The organism is Brevundimonas sp., from assembly GCF_965278935.1.
Taxonomy (GTDB): Bacteria; Pseudomonadota; Alphaproteobacteria; order Caulobacterales; family Caulobacteraceae; genus Brevundimonas.
This window is the reverse complement of record NZ_OZ257124.1, coordinates 644,455-660,854: the sequence shown is the minus strand read 5'-3', so window position 1 is coordinate 660,854 and position 16,400 is coordinate 644,455. Positions and strand designations below refer to the sequence as shown.

Below are 16,400 nucleotides of genomic sequence, written 5' to 3'. Positions count from 1 at the left end.
AGCCCCGCCATGGACGAGAACGAGCGGCAATCCGAGGAACGCGGCTGGGCCACGGCGAAGACCCTGGCCGAGGCCCTTCCCTATATCCAGATCTACGACCGCGAGACCGTGGTCATCAAATACGGCGGCCACGCCATGGGCGAGACGGCGGTCGCGAAACAGTTCGCAGCCGACGTCGTCCTGCTGAAACTGATGGGCGTAAACCCCGTCGTCGTCCACGGCGGCGGCCCCCAGATCAGCGCCATGCTCGACAAGGCCGGGGTGAAATCCAGCTTCGTCGACGGCCTGCGCGTCACCGACAAGGACACGATGGCGGTGGCCGAGATGGTCCTGTCCGGCGCGGTGAACAAGGAGATCGCCCACTGGATCTCGGTCGCCGGCAAGGAGGCCGACGTGCGCGGCATTGGCCTGTCCGGCAAGGACGCCGGCCTGCTGACCGTCGAGAAGACCACCCGCACCAAGCGCGACCCCGACAGCCTGATCGAGCACGAGGTCGATCTCGGCTTCGTCGGCGAACCGACGAAGGTCGATCCCAAGCTGATCGCCGGTCTGATCGCCTCGGAAACCGACGACTGGGTCCCCGTCATAGCCCCCATCGGCGTCGCCGAGGACGGCCAGACCTACAACGTCAACGCCGACACCGTCGCGGGGGCCGTCGCCGGTTCGCTGAACGCCAAACGCATGCTGCTGCTGACCGACGTCAAGGGCGTGCTTGACAAGAACGGCGACATCATCCGCCAGATGACGCTGGAACAGGCGCAGGCCCTGATCGACGACGGCACGGCCTCGGGCGGCATGATCCCCAAGCTGGAGACGGCCATGGCCGCCGTCCGCGCGGGCGTCGAGGCCGTGGTCATCCTGGACGGCCGCCGTCCCCACGCCATGCTGGTCGAGCTGTTCACCGAGTACGGCGCGGGCACTTTGGTGAAGGCGTAGACTAGCACTTCTCGCTGAGAGGACGGATGTATGAGACTTGAGTACCTTCGGGATCCAGGCAGACCAGCGCAAGCTCGTCGGTCCTGCCGGTGTCGATAAACGCCAATCGCCATTCGCGAGTATCTTCGTTCTCTTCCAGAATTTCGTCCCACATCTCGACGAAGTAACGCCACGTGTTTTTGCTGATTTTCTGAGCTTTGAACCACCGATACAGAAGGGGATTGGGAATCCGAGCAACGCCGAACGCGTAGACGTCTCGAAGGATGTCGCGAAGAAGCGCCTCGTGGGATTTTTCAAGCTGTTTCATGATTTCCATATCTAAATATTTTTATCGACAAAAAATATTTAGATTGTCATTTTCTTTTACGCAAGCGAAATATCAATGCCGCTCGATTTGAGCCACATCGACGCCTGGGTCTTCGACTTGGACGACACCCTGTATCCGCCCGAGCAGGGTTTGATGGCGTTGATCCAGGCGCGCATCAACGCCTTCATGATGGCCGCCGTCGGCCTGCCGGAAGACGAGGCTCGCGTCCTCCAGCGGCAGTTCCTCAACGAGCACGGCACGACGCTCGCCGGTCTCATGGCCAACTACGCCGTCGATCCGGAGAAATTCCTGCACGAGGTTCACGACGTTCCGCTGGACTCGCTGGAGTCCAACCCGGACCTGGCCCGGACCATCGCCGCCCTGCCCGGCCGGAAATTCGTCCTGACCAACGGCGCCCGTTTTCACGCCGGCCGGGTGATCGAGCGCATCGGCCTGACGGGCCTGTTCGACGGCGTCCACGCGATCGAGGACATGGACCTGACGCCCAAGCCTGCGCCTTCGACCTACCGGCGCTTCCTCGAGAAGTTCGCCATCGATCCGACGCACGCCATCTTCTTCGACGACACCCCGAAGAACCTGACACCGGCCAGATCGCTCGGCATGACTACCGTCCTGACCGACACGCCCGAACACCTGGCCGAGCGCGGTCTGGTCGCGGGCGAAGGCATCGACGCCACCGCCCCGAACCTCCTCGATTTCCTCACCCCCTACGCCCTGAAGGACGCCGCATGACCGACCTCGCCCAGCTCGAAGCCGTCATCGAAGCCGCCTGGGAGGCCCGCGCCGACCTGTCGCCCTCGACCCACGGCGAAGTCCGCAAGGCTGTCGAAACCGCCATCGACCTGCTGGATTCCGGCCAGGCCCGTGTCGCCTCGCGCGGCGCCGACGGCGTCTGGACCACGCATCAGTGGCTCAAGAAGGCGGTGCTGCTGTCCTTCCGCCTCAACGACAACGAGATCATGCGCCCCGAGCGCGGCCTGTCGGCTCCGACCTCCAGCGGCGGCGCCCCCGGCGTCGGCCCCTGGTACGACAAGGTCCCCAACAAGTTCGCCGACTGGACCGCCAACGAGTTCAAGGAAGCGGGCTTCCGCGCCGTCCCCGGCTCGATCGTTCGCAAGGGCGCCTTCGTCGATCGGAACGTCATTCTGATGCCGTCCTTCGTGAACATCGGCGCTTATGTCGGTGAAGGTTCGATGGTCGACGGCTGGGCCACGGTCGGCTCCTGCGCCCAGATCGGCAAGAACGTCCACCTGTCCGGCGGCGTCGGCATCGGCGGCGTGCTGGAGCCGCTCCAGGCCAACCCGACCATCATCGAGGACGGCTGTTTCATCGGCGCCCGCGCCGAGGTCGCCGAGGGCGTCATCGTCCGCGAGGGCGCGGTCCTGTCCATGGGCGTCTATCTGTCGGCCTCTACAAAGATCATCGACCGCGCGACCGGCGAGATCACGCGCGGCGAGGTCCCGGCCTACAGCGTCGTCGTCCCCGGCTCCTTGCCCGACCCTGCCGGCGGCCCGTCCCTCTACTGCGTCGTCATCGTCAAACGGGTCGACGCCCAGACCCGGGCCAAGACCGGCGTCAACGAACTGCTGCGGGACTAGGTTCTACCCTCTCCCCCTGCGGGAGAGGGAGATCGCGCACGGCGGCGAAGCCGTCGTTCTGGCGCGATCGGGTGAGGGGTGACACCGGTTCTGACCGCTCATCCCGTCAGCCCTAACCTGAGTTGCGGCGTGACCCCTCATCCGTCAGCCTTCGGCTGCCACCTTCTCCCGCAAGGGGAGAAGGAAGTTCGGTGATCAACGCATCCCCCCAATCCGCCTTCAAATTCAACGCCCGGCCTTATTTAGAGACCTTATCCCAACCGCCCCGGAAAACCGTGAGACACTGTCCCCCGGTCTTTGACATCGCCATCGCGAACCCGCCGCCGGGTGGACTCTACGGACTATCCGGACTCCAATTTCCGGAGTCTGGATACCCTGCCCCGGACTCGCCGGACTCGGCGGACCGTGTTTTGGAGTCCGGACCCCACGCCCATGGATGACACCCCGGAACGGATCGGGCACAAGCCGCCGATGCTCGCCGATTCCCCCGACTCCCCGCCCGGCCTGGACGCCGCGCGCGCGACGCTGGAGCGGGTCTGGGGCCACGCCGACTTCCGGGGACTGCAGGCCCGGGTGGTCACCGAGATCATGGCCGGACGCGACGTCCTCGCCGTGCTCCCGACCGGCGGCGGCAAGAGCGTTTGCTACCAGATCCCGGCGATCCTCCGTCCCGGTCTCGGCCTCGTCATCTCACCCTTGATCGCCCTGATGACCGACCAGGTCGAGGCGCTGAAACAGCAGGGCGTCGCCGCCGCCCGTCTCGATTCCGGCCTGTCGCTGGACGAGCGCACCAGTGTGCTCCGCGCCGCCCGGTCCGGCGAGCTGGACCTGCTCTACGTCTCTCCGGAAGGCCTGGCCTCGGGCGCCCTGACCGACCGGTTGCGCGACCTGCCGCTGTCGCTGATCGCCATCGACGAAGCCCACTGCGTCTCCCAGTGGGGTCACGACTTCCGGCCCGACTACCGGACCCTGGGTCGGCTCGGCGAACTCTTCCCCGGCGTGCCGAGGATCGCGGTGACCGCCACCGCCGACGCCCGCACGCGCGACGACATCCTGGCCTCGCTGCATCTCGAACACGCCGTCGTCTTCGTCGACAGCTTCGCGCGTCCCAATCTGCAGCTCTCCGCCATCCGCAAGGAAAGCGCCTCCCGCGCCAGAACCGACGCCCACGTCATCGAACTGGTCCGCGCCCGCAAGGGCCAGTCGGGTGTCGTCTATTGCGGATCGCGCGACGGCTGCGAACGCGTCGCCGACGCCCTCAAGGCCGCAGGAACCAACGGCATCGCCTATCACGCCGGCATGTCCGGCCCCGAGCGCGACCGCCGCCTCGAGCGCTTCCTTGCCGAGGACGGCGCCGTCATGGTCGCGACCATCGCCTTCGGCATGGGGGTCGACAAGGCCGACGTCCGCTTCGTCATCCACGCCGATCCTCCCGGGTCGCTGGAAGCTTACTGGCAGGAGATCGGCCGCGCCGGACGTGACGGCGAACCGGCCGAGGGCATCACCCTGTACGGCCCCTCCGACATCGCCTGGGCTCTGAAACGTCTCGACAGCCGCCCGATGGCCGAGGAGGTGAAACAGGTCCAGACGCGCAAGGCCCGTCAGCTGTTCGCCATGCTCGACGGCGCCGTCTGCCGCCCCCAGGCCGTGCGTCGCTATTTCGGAGAGACCGACGCCGACCCCTGCGGCGTGTGCGACATCTGTACGGACCCGCCGGCCCTCTATGACGCCACCGTCCCGGCCCAGAAGGCGCTCGCGGCGGTCCAGCGCCTCGGCGGCCGCTTCGGCAAGGGCCGGATCGTCGACCACCTGCTGGGCAAGACGAAAGACGTCCAGTCGTGGGAGAGCGACCTCTCCACCTGGGGCATCGGCAAGGACATCTCGTCCAACGGCTGGCGTGACATCGTCGACCACCTGATGTTCGAGGGCCTGCTTCTGGAAGACGCCAACGACGGCAAGCCCCTGGTCGGGCTCGGCGACGCCGAACGCGTCCGCGCCGTCTATCGCGGCGAGATCGCGATAGAGGTCCGCCGCACCCCGCCCGGAATGGACGCCGGCCGATCGGCCACCCCGCGCCGCGCCCGCAACGATCGCAACGCCGCCGTCGAGGGTCTCGACGCCGACGTCCGCGCCCGCTTCGAGACCCTGCGCGCTTGGCGTCGCGACCGCGCGGCGGAACAGCACGTCCCGCCCTACGTCATCTTCCAGGACAAGACCCTGTTGGAGATCGCCCAGCGCGAGCCCGGCTCGCTCGATGCCCTGGCGGCGATTTCAGGCGTCGGCCAGACCAAGATCGATCGCTACGGCAAGGGCGTTCTGGCCGCCCTGGGCGTGCTCTAGTCCAGCGCGCAGATGTCCGGCAGGCCGCGCATCGCGCCGGCATGATCCAGCCCATAGCCGACCAGGAACCGGTTCGGCGCCTCCCACCCGACGAAGTCAGGCTCCGGCGCGCGCGGCAGGGGCCAGGGCTTCCTGGCGAAGACGCAGGTCACGACCTCCGCGGCCCCCGCCTCCTTCGCATGTCGCACCGCCTCCGCCAGCGACAGGCCGGTGTCGAACACGTCATCGAGGATCAGCACCTTGCGATCCTTCAGCGACCGCTGGAACGGCGCGTGGACGTCGATCCGCCCCCGGCTCGATTGTTCATCGCCATAGGAGGCCAGCCACAGGGCGTCGAACCGGACATTCCGCCCGATCCGAGACAGGGCGCGGGTCAGGTCGGCCGCGAACCACAGCCCGCCGGTCAACAGGACCGCGGCCACGGTCTCGTCGTCGATGACGGGGGCGACCTGTGCGGCCAGATCAGCGACGATGCGCGCGACCTCGGCTTCGGGGAGAAGGACGGTGGGCGTCGGGGGAGCTTCAGCCATGCGAGGCGGATACCGCCTCGGCCCCATGGCTGTCGATAGCCCCATGGCTTTCGGCCGCGCCATGCGCCGGTTCGGCATGCACGGGCGCCGCGTCGATGGGCTCCTCGCGCGTCGTCGGCGCCTCCTCGATCAGGGCGGGGCGCATGCCGTGCTCGTCGGGCGTCGGCAAGGGCCGGGCATGAGCCGGAGCCGCGTCTTGGCTTTCACCATGGGCGGCCGGCGTAGATCCACCCCTGGCGAAATCGACGCCGACGTCGACGCCGTGCGCGCCCGGATCCCGGATCAGGGCGGCGAACCCCTTGACCCCGCCCGGCAGGACGGGGGCCCCTTCCAGCTCGATCAGGGCGAAGCCGACCTCGGCGCCGTGCGCGTCCAGCAGGGCCACGCGCACCGGCGGGGCCACGATCTCGCGATCGCGGACGTTCCGCAGCGCCCCCGACACCATCACCATGTCCGGCCGATCAGCCACCGCCTTGCCGGTCACGGCCTCGAACTCCAGCCCGACCGCGTTCACCGGCGTACCGACCATGGCGTAGGCGGCGGCGGCGCGGGGATACAGCTCCACCACCTCGATCCGGAACAGCCAGCCTGCGCCGATCAGACCGACGAACAGGCTGGCCAGCCCGGCCCAGACGGCCCCATGGGTCGCCGCGCGGCGCAGGCGACGCTGTTGCTCGGCCCGGGCGCGGAACGCCTTGGGCAGTTCGGGCGCCGGGGTCTCGGGCGCGACCGGCGGAGCGTCTTCGAACGCTCGGGACTCGGACGCGACGGCGGGCGCACTCGCCGCCGTCAGCTCCAGCGGCTCGTCGGTCGGCATGCCGTGCCACACGTGCGCGCAGGACTGACAGCGGACCTTGCGCCCGCCGGGCGGAATGGCGCCGTCAGGGGCGAAATAGCTGGTGGCGCAGGACGGGCAGGTCAGTATCATGGTCGCTGACTGCGAGGCCGCTCGCCGGCCCCCTCCTGTCGGAACGCCACGCGCTCCGGTCCTGACGAAAAAACTAGATGCCTCAGTCGCCCCGTCGCGCCGCCGAATCCGCGCCTTCGCCCGAAACCGTCCGCCTGTCGGCGGTCAGCTTCGGCTATGCCGAATCGCCCGGCGTGCTGCGGGACGTTAACCTCATCCTGCCGCGCGGCTCTTTCCACTTCCTTACCGGCGCGTCCGGAGCGGGAAAGTCTTCGCTGCTGCGTCTTCTGACCCTTGCCGATCGCCCCACGGACGGGCGCATCACTCTCTTCGGACAGGACGTCACCGAGGTCTCGTCGAAGGATCGCCCCTTCTGGCGTCGCCGGATGGGCGTGGTCTTCCAGGACTTCCGCCTGCTGGACCATCTCAGCGTCTTCGACAACGCCGCGCTGTCGCTGCGAGTCCGGGGCGGCAAGCGCAGCGACTACGCCGCCGATGTCGAGGAGATGCTGGCCTGGGTCGGACTGGCGGATCGCGCCGCCGCCCTGCCCACCGCCCTGTCGGGCGGCGAGAAACAGCGTCTCGCCATCGCCCGCGCGGTCATGGCCAAACCCGACCTGATCCTGGCCGATGAACCGACCGGCAGCGTCGATCCGGCCATGGCCGATCGACTTCTGAAGCTGTTCCAGGCGCTCAACAGGCTGGGCGCCACCGTGCTGATCGCCAGCCACGACGAGGATCTGGCCCGGCGCTCCGGCGCGCGGCGCCTCGTTCTTCGTGACGGCCGCATCTCTGGGGCTGCGGCATGATCCGGTGGTCCAACCTGTTCGGCCCCGGCCCCCGCGTCCGACCGGCACGTCCCGAGAACGGCCTCTTGCCCCGCGACGCGGCGGGCGAGCGCTGGCTGGGCGCCGTCATCGCCGTCCTCTGTTTTCTCGCCTGCCTCGCGGCCGTCGGCGCCATCGCGGCGGACCGGGCCGCACATGGCTGGGCGCGCGAGCTTCGGGCCGAGGCCACTGTCCAGGTCCGCCCCCGCGTCGGCGAGAGCGGCGATACGGCCGCCGCCCGCGCCGCCGAGACCCTGGCCGGGGTGAACGGCGTGGCCGAAGCCGCCGCCATGGACCGCGAGACCGCCGAGGCCCTGCTGCGTCCCTGGATGGGCGAGGCGGTGCTGGCGGACCTGCCTCTGCCCTATCTGGTCACTGTCCGCCTCGACAGAAACGCGCCCGCGAGCGCCCTGACCCTCGGTCGCGCCCTGGCCGAGGCCGGGCTGGACGCGACTGTCGACGACCACAGCCTCTGGCGCGGCGAGGTCGAGCGGTCGGCGACCCTGATCACCCTCCTTGCCCTCGCCGCCTTCCTGACCACCGCCTTCGCAGCCGGGGCGGCCATCATCTACGCCGTCCGTGCGGGCATCCAGGCGCGACGCTCCGTGATCGAAACCCTCAGCCTGTCAGGGGCCACCGACGCCTCCATCGCCTGGCTGTTCCAGCGCCGGTTCGCCCTCCTCGCCCTGATCGCCGGAGCCGCCGGATCGGCGGGCGCGATCGCTCTGCTCGCCTTGCTGCGCTTCCTCGGTGGCGCCGACGGCCTGACTCCCGCCCTGCCCGTCGCCTGGGTCGACATTCTGATGCTCTCGCCATGTCCGCTGGTCGCGGCTACGGTGGCGCTTGTTGCGGCGCACCTAAGCGCCGGAAGAGAGATGGCGAGGCTTGGCGCATCCCAGGCCGGCGGCTAGGATTAAGTATGAAGTTTCTGGCGCTTGTGGGGATCGTGGCCCTGATCTGGCTGGTGGGGCTGTTTGCCTTCGCCGACCGGGTGCGCGGCTTCACGCCTGCTCCGGAGCCCCAGCGCGCCGACGGCATCGTCGCCCTTACCGGCCCTTCGGCCGAACGGGTCAACGCCGCCATCCGTCTGCTGGAACAGGACAAGGGCGAGCGCGTCCTGATCTCGGGCGTCAACCGCGAGGTGCGCCGTCAGGAGCTGAACGCGGTCACCCCCGGCTCCAGCCGCTTGTTCAACTGCTGCGTCGATCTCGGCTTCGAGGCCGAGACCACCAACGGCAATGCCCAGGAGATCGCCGCCTGGGCCCGCGCCAAGGGGTACGAAAGCCTGATCGTCGTGACCTCGGACTACCACATGCCGCGCTCGCTGCTGGAACTCCGCAGCGCCGCGCCGGATCTGGAGCTGACGCCTTATGCGGTTTCGACGCCGTCGCTGGACAACTCGCGCTGGTGGCGGGCGGCGGTGACGGCGCGCCGGATGACGCTGGAATACGTCAAATACCTCGCCGTCCTCGGTCGTGAGACCCTGCACAGGGTCACGGGGCATAACGAACGTCCCACCGTCGAGACCCCCACCGAGGAAGTCGCACCCGCGTGAAAACCGTTCGTACCTTCCTGTTCGTCGTCTGGTTCTACCTGTCGATGGCCGTGGTCGCCGTAGGCCTGTCGCCGGCCCTGCTGATGGGTCACCGTCAGGCCATGGGCGTGGTCCACATCTGGGCCAGAACGGCTCTGTGGGGCTACCGCTGGATCGCGGGCGTGAAGGTCCAGACCCTGGGTCGTGAGCATGTGCCCACCGGCGGCGCACTGGTCGCGTCCAAACATCAGGGGCTGCTGGACTTCGTGGCGCTGATCGCTGTCCTGCCGGATCCCTGCTTCGTTCTGAAGAAGGAGCTGACCCACATGCCCTTCCTCGGCTGGTTCGGCGTGAAGACGAAGATGATCGCCGTGGATCGCGACGGCCACGCCAAGGCGCTGAAGGACATGGTTCGGAACGCCCGCGACCGCCTCGCGGAAGGCCGTCAGATCATCATCTTCCCGGAAGGCACCCGCGCCGAGGTGGGCGCCAAACCCGAGTACAAGCCCGGCATCGCCGCCCTCTACCGCGAACTCGAAACGCCCTGCATTCCTGTGGCGACCGATTCAGGCGTCTGGTGGCCGGCGAAGGGGACCATCCCGCAGGGGGTGGCCACCTTCGAGTTCCTCGAGCCGATCCCCGCCGGCTTGAAGCGCGCGCCCTTTATGGTCGAGCTGGAGCAGCGGATCGAGACGGCCTCCACCGCCCTTCTCGCCTCCGACGACACGAGGCGTCGCTTCAAACCCCAGGCGTGATCAAGTCGCCGCGAACTCGCTGAGCGCGTCGATCACCGCGCGGTTCTGGTCCTCGGTGCCGACGGTGATCCGCAGGCCGTCGTGGATGCCGTAGCCCCCGACCGGGCGAACGATGATCCCCTTGGAGTTGAGATATTCGCTGGCGGCGGCGGCGTTCCGTTTCTCGTCCCTGAACAGGACCAGGACGAAGTTTCCGGCCGACTGCAGAACCTCGAAACCGAAGCCGCGGATGGCCTGGGTCAGGCGCGGACGCCAGGTCTGGACCATCTCGCGCGAGGCCTTCTGGTGCGCCTCGTCGGCGAGGGCCGCCGTCGCCGCCTCGATGCCGGGGACCGAGACGTTGAATGGCAGACGGATCCGATCGACGGCCTGTTCGACCGCCAGCGGCGCGTAGCCGAAGCCGATGCGCAGACCGCCGAGGCCGTGAATCTTGGAGAAGGTGCGGGTCACGACGATGTTCGAGGCGTCGCGCGCCAGCGGGAAGCTCGTCTCCCAGTCCGGTTCGGCGACGAACTCGGCGTAGGCCTCGTCGACGACCAGCAGAATGTGGGGCGGCAGGGCCTCGTGCAGGCGGCGGATCTCCTCGCCCGAGTTGTAGCTGCCGGTCGGGTTCGAGGGGTTGGAGACGTAGACGATCTTCGTCCGCTCATCGACCTCGGCCAGAAGGGCGTCGACCTCGGCCTTGTAGCCGGGCTCGGGCGCCAGCTTGACCTGGGCCTCGCAGCCCAGGGCGCTGATCCGGTAGGCGAGGAAGCCGTACTGACCGGTGACGATATTGTCGCCGGGCGTCAGATAGGTCTGGTTCAGCAGGGCGAAGACCTCGTCCGAGCCGTTGCCGAAGATCAGTCGCTCGGGCTCCAGACCGTGGTGCCCGGCCACGGCGGCGCGCAGCTTCACGGCGCGGCCATCCGGGTAAATGTGGATGTTCTTGACCGCCGCCTCGAAGGCCTCGCGCGCCTTCGATCCGGCGCCGAGGGCGTTCTCGTTCGACGACAGCTTCATCGGCTCGGCCACGCCGACGATCGACGACTTGCCGCCGACATAGGGGGCGATGTCGAGGATGCCGGGCTTGGGCGCGGGCGCGTTGATCTCGGTCATGGAGAGCCTTGCGGTCAGAACAGGGGAGCGGCGCCGATCACGCCCTTGAGGGCGCCGGGGGCTGCCGGGAGCCGCCCGTCTTCGGCCTGCACATAGCCCGCCAACATGAACAGCTTCAAGCCGCCTGCCGAGGCGAGCGAGCGGGCAACGAAGCCGCAGGCCGACAGGGTCTCGACGATCCGCCCGTCGGACAGGCCGGAATCGGTCACCCAGAAGGTGCGGTCCTCGCCCGTGGGGCCTGTCGGCGTGGCGGCGACCATCAGGGTGGAAGGGATGCCATGGCGATCATCGGGCAGGGCGGCGACCACCTGAAACTCGGGCCGGGCCAGCAGCTTGCCCCACCAAGGTCGTCCGGTCGCAAGGTCGATCAGGGCGCGGGCGCCGGACGCGATCCGGGCGAGGGCGGCCTCGGGATCGGCGACGGCCTGGGCCGACAGACCGAAGCGGTCGGCGGCCAGCAGCCGGGCGGCGGGGCCGGCGACGACCAGCGGAGCCCCTGTGCGAGCCTCGATCCGACCCCACAGGGCGCGGAGCATGGCGGTCTGGTGCGGGTCGTAGCTCTCGGCCAGCAGGGCGCGCAGGGCCAGGGTCGAGGCGTCGGGCGACGGGTCGGACCCGGCGGCCAGTCGATCGGTCAGGGCCTCGATCAGGGCCTGGTCGAGCACCAGCCGGTCGGTGTCGACCCTGGGCTCCTCCAGCAATGCGCCGTGTTTCCGGGCCATCGAATCGCTCAGAACAGCTTGGGCGCCGGGGCCAGGGCGAAGGGGCCGAGGAAGGTGCGGCCGTCCCGGAAGCTCAGGTCCAGCGCCATGTCGTCGTCGCCCCGCACGGCGGTCGCCGCGGCGGCTCCGGCGGCGCCGACGCGATTGACCGAGTCCGAACCCGAGCGCGCCAGACCGGCGATCGCGGCCATCGGCTTGACGGCCTGAAGCGAAACCACGCCCTGCAGACGCCCGTCGGCCGAGGCGGACAGGACGTCGCTGGACAGGGTGGCGCGGCTTTCGCCGGCCGACAGCTCGCCGCGAACGGCGGTGAACCGGCCACCCGCGCGGGTCCAGGCAGCGAAGACCCCGGCGGCGTCCGCGCCCTGAAGCTGGTCGGCGTCCTCGATCACGGTCTCGATCTGGGCGGTCAGCTTGCCGTTGCGCGCCATGCCCTCGACCGGGCCGCCCGGTCGCCCTTCGGCGTCGATCAGGCGGAACAGGAGGTCGACGCTGGTATCGACGCCCGGCGTTCCGGCCGGCGCCAGATGCGGCCGCAAATAGAGTTCGATCTTGTCGGCGCGCGAGATCGGGAAGACCTCGCTGCCGTTGTGCGAGGTGAACTCGGGATCGGCCATCTCGACCGCGACATTGGGCCAGCGCTGGGTCAGGCCGTGGACGCTGGCGCGGATGAACCGACCGCGTACGGCGACCTTGCCCTTGCCGGGACGCGTCAGGACCAGACCGTCGCCGACGATCAGCACCCATTTGTCGGGGTTCCAGGCATTGGCCTCGGCCGCCAGATCCGGCGCGGCGACCGCGAGGCCCGAGGGGGCGGTAATCGAGACGTTCTCCGCGCCAAGCCGCACCCGGAACGGCCAGCCGGACGTCCCCAGCTGGGTGTAGGTCACGTCCCAGCCGCCGGCGCGCATGGCCTCGACGCGCTGGTCCAGCTGGCTGCGGACCTGACCGGCGAGCACGAACCACCAGATCGACCAGGCGATCAGGGCGATGATGAACAGGCCGATCGGCGCGAACAGGCCGGAGCGCTTGTGGCGGGGCGGCGGGGCGTCGGTCATCGGAGCCTTTGAGCGAGAGGACGATCGAAAAACACAGTCCGGGTTGTCCGGCGAGTCCGGCGTCCGGACTCAAAAACACAGTCGACGGGTCCGGCGAGTCCGGATGGTCGTCCAGCCTGCGCGCAGAAGACGGGCGGATATGGGGCCGCGGAAGCTTCACGACAAGCAGGATGCTGCCGCCAGAATGGGATCACCAGCGTGTTACGGCCGTTCTGACGTCATCACAGAAGGGAGAAGGCCATGGAGACGCAGTCGCTGCATCGGGGTCGACTGATCGACCATATCCAGCTGGTTGTGCGCGATCTGGACGCCAGCCGGACATTCTATGACGCCGTGTTCGGGGCGCTGGGATTGCGTGTCGAGGGCGAGGGGCCGGGGTTCTTCTGGCTCGACGAACTGTTCGTCTCCGCCGCCGGATCGGTGGCGGACCAGGGCCAGCCGACAGGGCGGACCCATCTGGCGTTTCAGGCGAAAGACCGGGCGACGGTCGAGGCGGTGCATGCCGCCGGTCTCGCGGCGGGAGGCACGGACAACGGCGCGCCGGGCGAGCGGCCGTACCATCCCGGATATTACGCCGCCTTCCTGATCGACCCCGACGGCAACAATATCGAGGCGGTGTATCACGGGCCTCACCAGCGCTCGGCGGAGAGCGTGGAGGTGACGTTCGAGGGGTGATCCAAAGAACAGGCCCTCTCCCGGCGGGAGAGGGCTTGAGGCTCGCAGAGCGAAGCGATGCGTCTTCAGCCGAAAGGGTGAGGGGCACCCCCTCAACGGCAAGCGCCTGCCCCTCACCCTTTCGCGCAAGTCTGATCGCCTGACGGCTCTCAGGCGCTCAAGCCCTCTCCCACCGGGAGAGGGTTCAGGAACTCCCGCGTCACCTCGATCGCCTCGACAAGGCTCATCCGCTGCACCTCGGTTCCCGGCGGCAGGGCGGCGAACAGCCGGGTCGGCGTGGCGGCGTCCAGCATCACGAACACCCCTTTGTCGTCCGCCCGGCGGATCAAGCGCCCGAAGGCCTGGGCGATGCGGGCGCGAGCCAGGGCGTCGTCATAGCCCTTGGCGCCGAACTTCTCCCGTCGCGCCTTGTGGAGCAGGTCGGGGCGGGGCCAGGGCACGCGGTCGAAGGCCAGCAGACGCAGCGACCGACCCGGCACATCGACGCCGTCCCTCACCGCATCCGTCCCGAGCAGACAGCTGTCCTGTTCGGCGCGGAAGATGTCGACCAGGGCGCCGACCTCCAGCGGATCGACATGCTGGGCGTAGAGCGGGATCTGGGCCTTGGCGAGGTCGGGGCCGAGCCGTTCGTAGACCGCCTTCAACCGGCGGATGGCGGTGAACAGGCCGAGGCCTCCGCCGCCGGCCGCGAGAAACAGTTCGCGCATCGCCGCCGCCGTCTGGCGCGGATCGTCCTTCGCCACGTCGCCGACGACGATGACCCGGCTGTTGGAGGCGTAATCGAATGGGCTTTCGACCTTCAGCGTCCGCGCCGGTTCAATCAGGCGCGCGGCCCCTGTGCGCATCCGGGCCATGCCGAACAGGTCGCCGCCCGCCGCCTCGGCGATCGGATCGGACAGGGTCGCGCTCGTCACCAGCACGCCGTGGGCGGGCAGGATGACGGCGGCCTCCAGCGGCACGGTCGGATCGATCCAGTGACGACGCAGGGCGACGTCGTGGATGCGGCCGAACGCCGTCTCGACCGACAGCCAGTCGACGAAATCGGGATCGGCCTCGCCGCCCCCCTCCTCCAGCGCCGCCAGCATCGAGCGCCAACCCGGCAGGGTCATGCGGGCGCGACGGTCCAGACCGCGCAGGGCGCCTTCGATCCGGGCGCGCGAGGCGCCGTCCAGCTCGGAGGCCTCGTCGTCCAGAATGTCCTCCAGATGCCGGGCCAGGGCCAGCAAGGGCGCCTCGACCGCCGCGATGGCGCGAGCGGCGCCGCGTGCGGTTTCCAGCAGCGGTTCGGTCGCCGGGCGCACCGAACATTCGGTGCCGAACTCCGACGATCCGGACGAGGCCGCCTCCGACGTTCGCGCGCGAATCTGCTCCAGCGCGGCCATCAGGAACTGTTCGATCGGGCCGACGGGATTCACTTCCCCCGACGGCGGGGCGATGCGGCCGGAGATGCCTTCGCCGGGCAGGGCGGCGGCGGCGCGGACAGCGTCCTGCAAGGCCCTGGCCGCCGCCTCGTTGTCGGCGCACAGATCGCCCAGCCGCTGTTCCAGACCCCGGCCGCGCCGGCCCCTCCCCTCAGGCCCCCGGATCCAGCGGCGCAGCTCGGCCGCTTCCTGACCCGACAGGCAGGCGGAAAAGGCGCTGTCGGCCGCGTCGAACAGGTGGTGACCCTCGTCGAAGACGATGCGTTTGAGGGCGGCGGTCTCTCCGTCCTGTTTCAGGCCGCGCGCCGAGCGGGCGCCGTCGAAGGCGGCCTGGGTCATGACCAGGGCGTGGTTGGCGACGACGAGATCGGCGCGGCGGCTGGCGCGGATCGTCTTCTCGACGAAACAGGTGCGGTAGTGGGGGCAGGCGGCGTGAACGCATTCGCCGCGCCGGTCGACGAGGTTGCCCGCCGAAGCCTGCGTGCTGGCGGGCGTCGCGAACAGGCCGGGCAGCCAGCCGGGGAAGTCGCCGCCGGTCATGTCTCCGTCGCGCGTGTGCATCGCCCAGCGACTGGTCAGGGCCAGACCGATCAGGTCGCCGTTCCCCAGCTGCGCCGCCTGCACCATGTCCTGAAGGTTCAGCAGGCAGAGGTAGTTCTCGCGGCCCTTCCGGACCACGGTCTTGCGTTTGCGCTCGGCGGCGTCTGGCCACAGGGCGGCGCTCTCCCGGTCGATCTGGCGCTGCAGGGCGCGGGTGTAGGTCGAGACCCAGGCGGCGCCCTGATTGCGCTCGGCCCAGAGCGAGGCGGGGGCGAGATAACCCAGGGTCTTGCCCGTGCCGGTCCCCGCCTCGGCCAGCAGCATGCGCGGGCGGCCCTCCTCGTTGCGAGGCGAGAAGGCGTAGGCGGCCTCTGCGGCGTAGTCGGACTGGGTCGGGCGGGTCTCGTCCAGACCTGAGGCCTGAAGCAGTTTCTCCAGCCGGATCCGGGCGGATTCGGAATCGACGGGGGCGGACCCCGCCTCCCCGCGCGGCGCCTCGTCCTCCCACTCGGCCAGCCGCGACCAGGCGTCGAGGCCGGAGCCGCGATACTGGCGCTGGCGCAGCGGTCCGGCCTGTAAGGCGCCGGAGACCCGCCAGGCCCAGGACCAGCCGGCGCGACCCAGCGTCTCGGCCAGGGTGAAGGCGTCCTCGCGGTGCGGATAGGCGGGGTCGGCCAGTTCCTTTAGCAGGACAGCGGCGGCGTCGCGCAGGGCGGCGGCCTGGGCCTCCGCCCCCTTCGGTTCCGCCATGCCGAGCGCCAGGGCCAACCCGCTCGGCGAAGGCGCGCAGAAGGTCGCCGGCCGCACGAAGGCCCACAGCTCCAGCACATCGAGCAGGTCGGGCGACCGGGGCGGCGCCGAAAGGCCGAGCCTGCGCGCGGTGAGGCTGGCGTGGGCCGCCATGACCGGTCCGCCGGTGAACACGCCCTCCGCCGCACCGCGTCCAATCTTGCGCGCGCCCTCGTCGTCGCAGATCGCCCCTGCTCCGGGCGGCACGGCGAGCGCGGCCGGCAGGACGAGCCACGGCTCGGCGCCGGTCAGGCTGCGGTTGGCGATGACGGATTCGTCGGACACGTCAGTTAGATAGCGTCTGATGGGGTGAAACGGAACGGGAACATGCTATATCCCGCT

16 protein-coding genes are annotated in these 16,400 nt (G+C 69.4%); 9 read left to right on the top strand and 7 right to left on the bottom strand.

The window, feature by feature from the left end; all coding sequences use genetic code 11:
- The first annotated feature begins 9 nt into the window (after nt 1-9).
- Nucleotides 10-936 carry an acetylglutamate kinase gene (gene argB, locus ACQY68_RS03365; protein ID WP_428152578.1) on the top strand — a complete coding sequence of 309 codons (927 nt, stop codon included), beginning with the start codon at nt 10-12 and terminating at the stop codon, nt 934-936.
- 1 nt (nt 937) lies between these two features.
- Here argB and ACQY68_RS03360 read toward each other — a convergent pair whose 3' ends face one another.
- Nucleotides 938-1,252: a hypothetical protein gene (locus ACQY68_RS03360; protein ID WP_428151626.1), complete on the bottom strand. Its 315-nt coding sequence runs from the start codon at nt 1,250-1,252 to the stop codon at nt 938-940.
- 66 nt (nt 1,253-1,318) lie between these two features.
- On the opposite strand from ACQY68_RS03360, the gene ACQY68_RS03355 reads away from it, so the two are divergent.
- The 3 genes from ACQY68_RS03355 to recQ all read left to right on the top strand — a co-directional run bounded on the left by ACQY68_RS03355 (nt 1,319) and on the right by recQ (nt 5,202).
- Nucleotides 1,319-1,996 (top strand): pyrimidine 5'-nucleotidase, encoded by a 678-nt coding sequence (locus ACQY68_RS03355; RefSeq protein ID WP_428151623.1) that lies wholly within the window; start codon nt 1,319-1,321, stop codon nt 1,994-1,996.
- Nucleotides 1,993-2,862 (top strand): 2,3,4,5-tetrahydropyridine-2,6-dicarboxylate N-succinyltransferase, encoded by an 870-nt coding sequence (dapD, locus tag ACQY68_RS03350; RefSeq protein WP_428151621.1) that lies wholly within the window; start codon nt 1,993-1,995, stop codon nt 2,860-2,862. The genes ACQY68_RS03355 and dapD overlap by 4 nt, the downstream gene beginning before the upstream one ends.
- Nucleotides 2,863-3,333: 471 nt before the next feature.
- On the top strand, nt 3,334-5,202 hold the full coding sequence (gene recQ / locus ACQY68_RS03345; protein WP_428152577.1) for a DNA helicase RecQ: 1,869 nt from the start codon (nt 3,334-3,336) through the stop codon (nt 5,200-5,202).
- Here recQ and ACQY68_RS03340 read toward each other — a convergent pair.
- Together ACQY68_RS03340 and ACQY68_RS03335 are read right to left on the bottom strand one after the other, a co-directional pair.
- Complete coding sequence (locus ACQY68_RS03340) at nt 5,199-5,732, bottom strand: phosphoribosyltransferase (protein WP_428151620.1); 534 nt, start codon at nt 5,730-5,732, stop codon at nt 5,199-5,201. The two genes, recQ and ACQY68_RS03340, sit on opposite strands and share 4 nt — an antisense overlap.
- Nucleotides 5,725-6,660 carry a zinc-ribbon domain-containing protein gene (locus ACQY68_RS03335; protein ID WP_428151619.1) on the bottom strand — a complete coding sequence of 312 codons (936 nt, stop codon included), beginning with the start codon at nt 6,658-6,660 and terminating at the stop codon, nt 5,725-5,727. The genes ACQY68_RS03340 and ACQY68_RS03335 overlap by 8 nt, the downstream gene beginning before the upstream one ends.
- Before the next feature lie 77 nt (nt 6,661-6,737).
- On the opposite strand from ACQY68_RS03335, the gene ACQY68_RS03330 reads away from it, so the two are divergent.
- From ACQY68_RS03330 to ACQY68_RS03315, 4 genes are read left to right on the top strand one after another with little or no spacing between them, the layout of a single operon-like run.
- Complete coding sequence (locus ACQY68_RS03330) at nt 6,738-7,448, top strand: cell division ATP-binding protein FtsE (protein WP_428151617.1); 711 nt, start codon at nt 6,738-6,740, stop codon at nt 7,446-7,448.
- Nucleotides 7,445-8,377, top strand: a complete 933-nt coding sequence (locus ACQY68_RS03325) for a cell division protein FtsX (protein ID WP_428151616.1) — start codon at nt 7,445-7,447, stop codon at nt 8,375-8,377. Before ACQY68_RS03330 ends, ACQY68_RS03325 begins: the two co-directional genes overlap by 4 nt.
- An 8-nt stretch (nt 8,378-8,385) precedes the next feature.
- Nucleotides 8,386-9,021 (top strand): YdcF family protein, encoded by a 636-nt coding sequence (locus ACQY68_RS03320; protein ID WP_428151615.1) that lies wholly within the window; start codon nt 8,386-8,388, stop codon nt 9,019-9,021.
- Entirely contained in the window at nt 9,018-9,755 is a 738-nt protein-coding gene (locus ACQY68_RS03315; RefSeq protein ID WP_428151614.1) for a lysophospholipid acyltransferase family protein, read from the top strand. The genes ACQY68_RS03320 and ACQY68_RS03315 overlap by 4 nt, the downstream gene beginning before the upstream one ends.
- Here the strand turns inward: ACQY68_RS03315 and hisC are convergent, their stop codons facing one another.
- The 3 genes from hisC to ACQY68_RS03300 are packed head-to-tail and all read right to left on the bottom strand — an operon-like array spanning nt 9,756 to nt 12,633.
- Complete coding sequence (gene hisC, locus ACQY68_RS03310; protein WP_428151613.1) at nt 9,756-10,853, bottom strand: histidinol-phosphate transaminase; 1,098 nt, start codon at nt 10,851-10,853, stop codon at nt 9,756-9,758.
- 14 nt (nt 10,854-10,867) lie between these two features.
- Entirely contained in the window at nt 10,868-11,575 is a 708-nt protein-coding gene (locus tag ACQY68_RS03305; protein ID WP_428151612.1) for a hypothetical protein, read from the bottom strand.
- A gap of 8 nt (nt 11,576-11,583) precedes the next feature.
- Nucleotides 11,584-12,633: a DUF2125 domain-containing protein gene (locus ACQY68_RS03300; RefSeq protein ID WP_428151609.1), complete on the bottom strand. Its 1,050-nt coding sequence runs from the start codon at nt 12,631-12,633 to the stop codon at nt 11,584-11,586.
- A gap of 240 nt (nt 12,634-12,873) precedes the next feature.
- On the opposite strand from ACQY68_RS03300, the gene ACQY68_RS03295 reads away from it, so the two are divergent.
- On the top strand, nt 12,874-13,308 hold the full coding sequence (locus ACQY68_RS03295; RefSeq protein ID WP_428151608.1) for a VOC family protein: 435 nt from the start codon (nt 12,874-12,876) through the stop codon (nt 13,306-13,308).
- Nucleotides 13,309-13,457: 149 nt separating this feature from the next.
- Here the strand turns inward: ACQY68_RS03295 and ACQY68_RS03290 are convergent, their stop codons facing one another.
- Nucleotides 13,458-16,343: an ATP-dependent DNA helicase gene (locus ACQY68_RS03290; protein ID WP_428151607.1), complete on the bottom strand. Its 2,886-nt coding sequence runs from the start codon at nt 16,341-16,343 to the stop codon at nt 13,458-13,460.
- Nucleotides 16,344-16,400 lie beyond the last annotated feature (57 nt).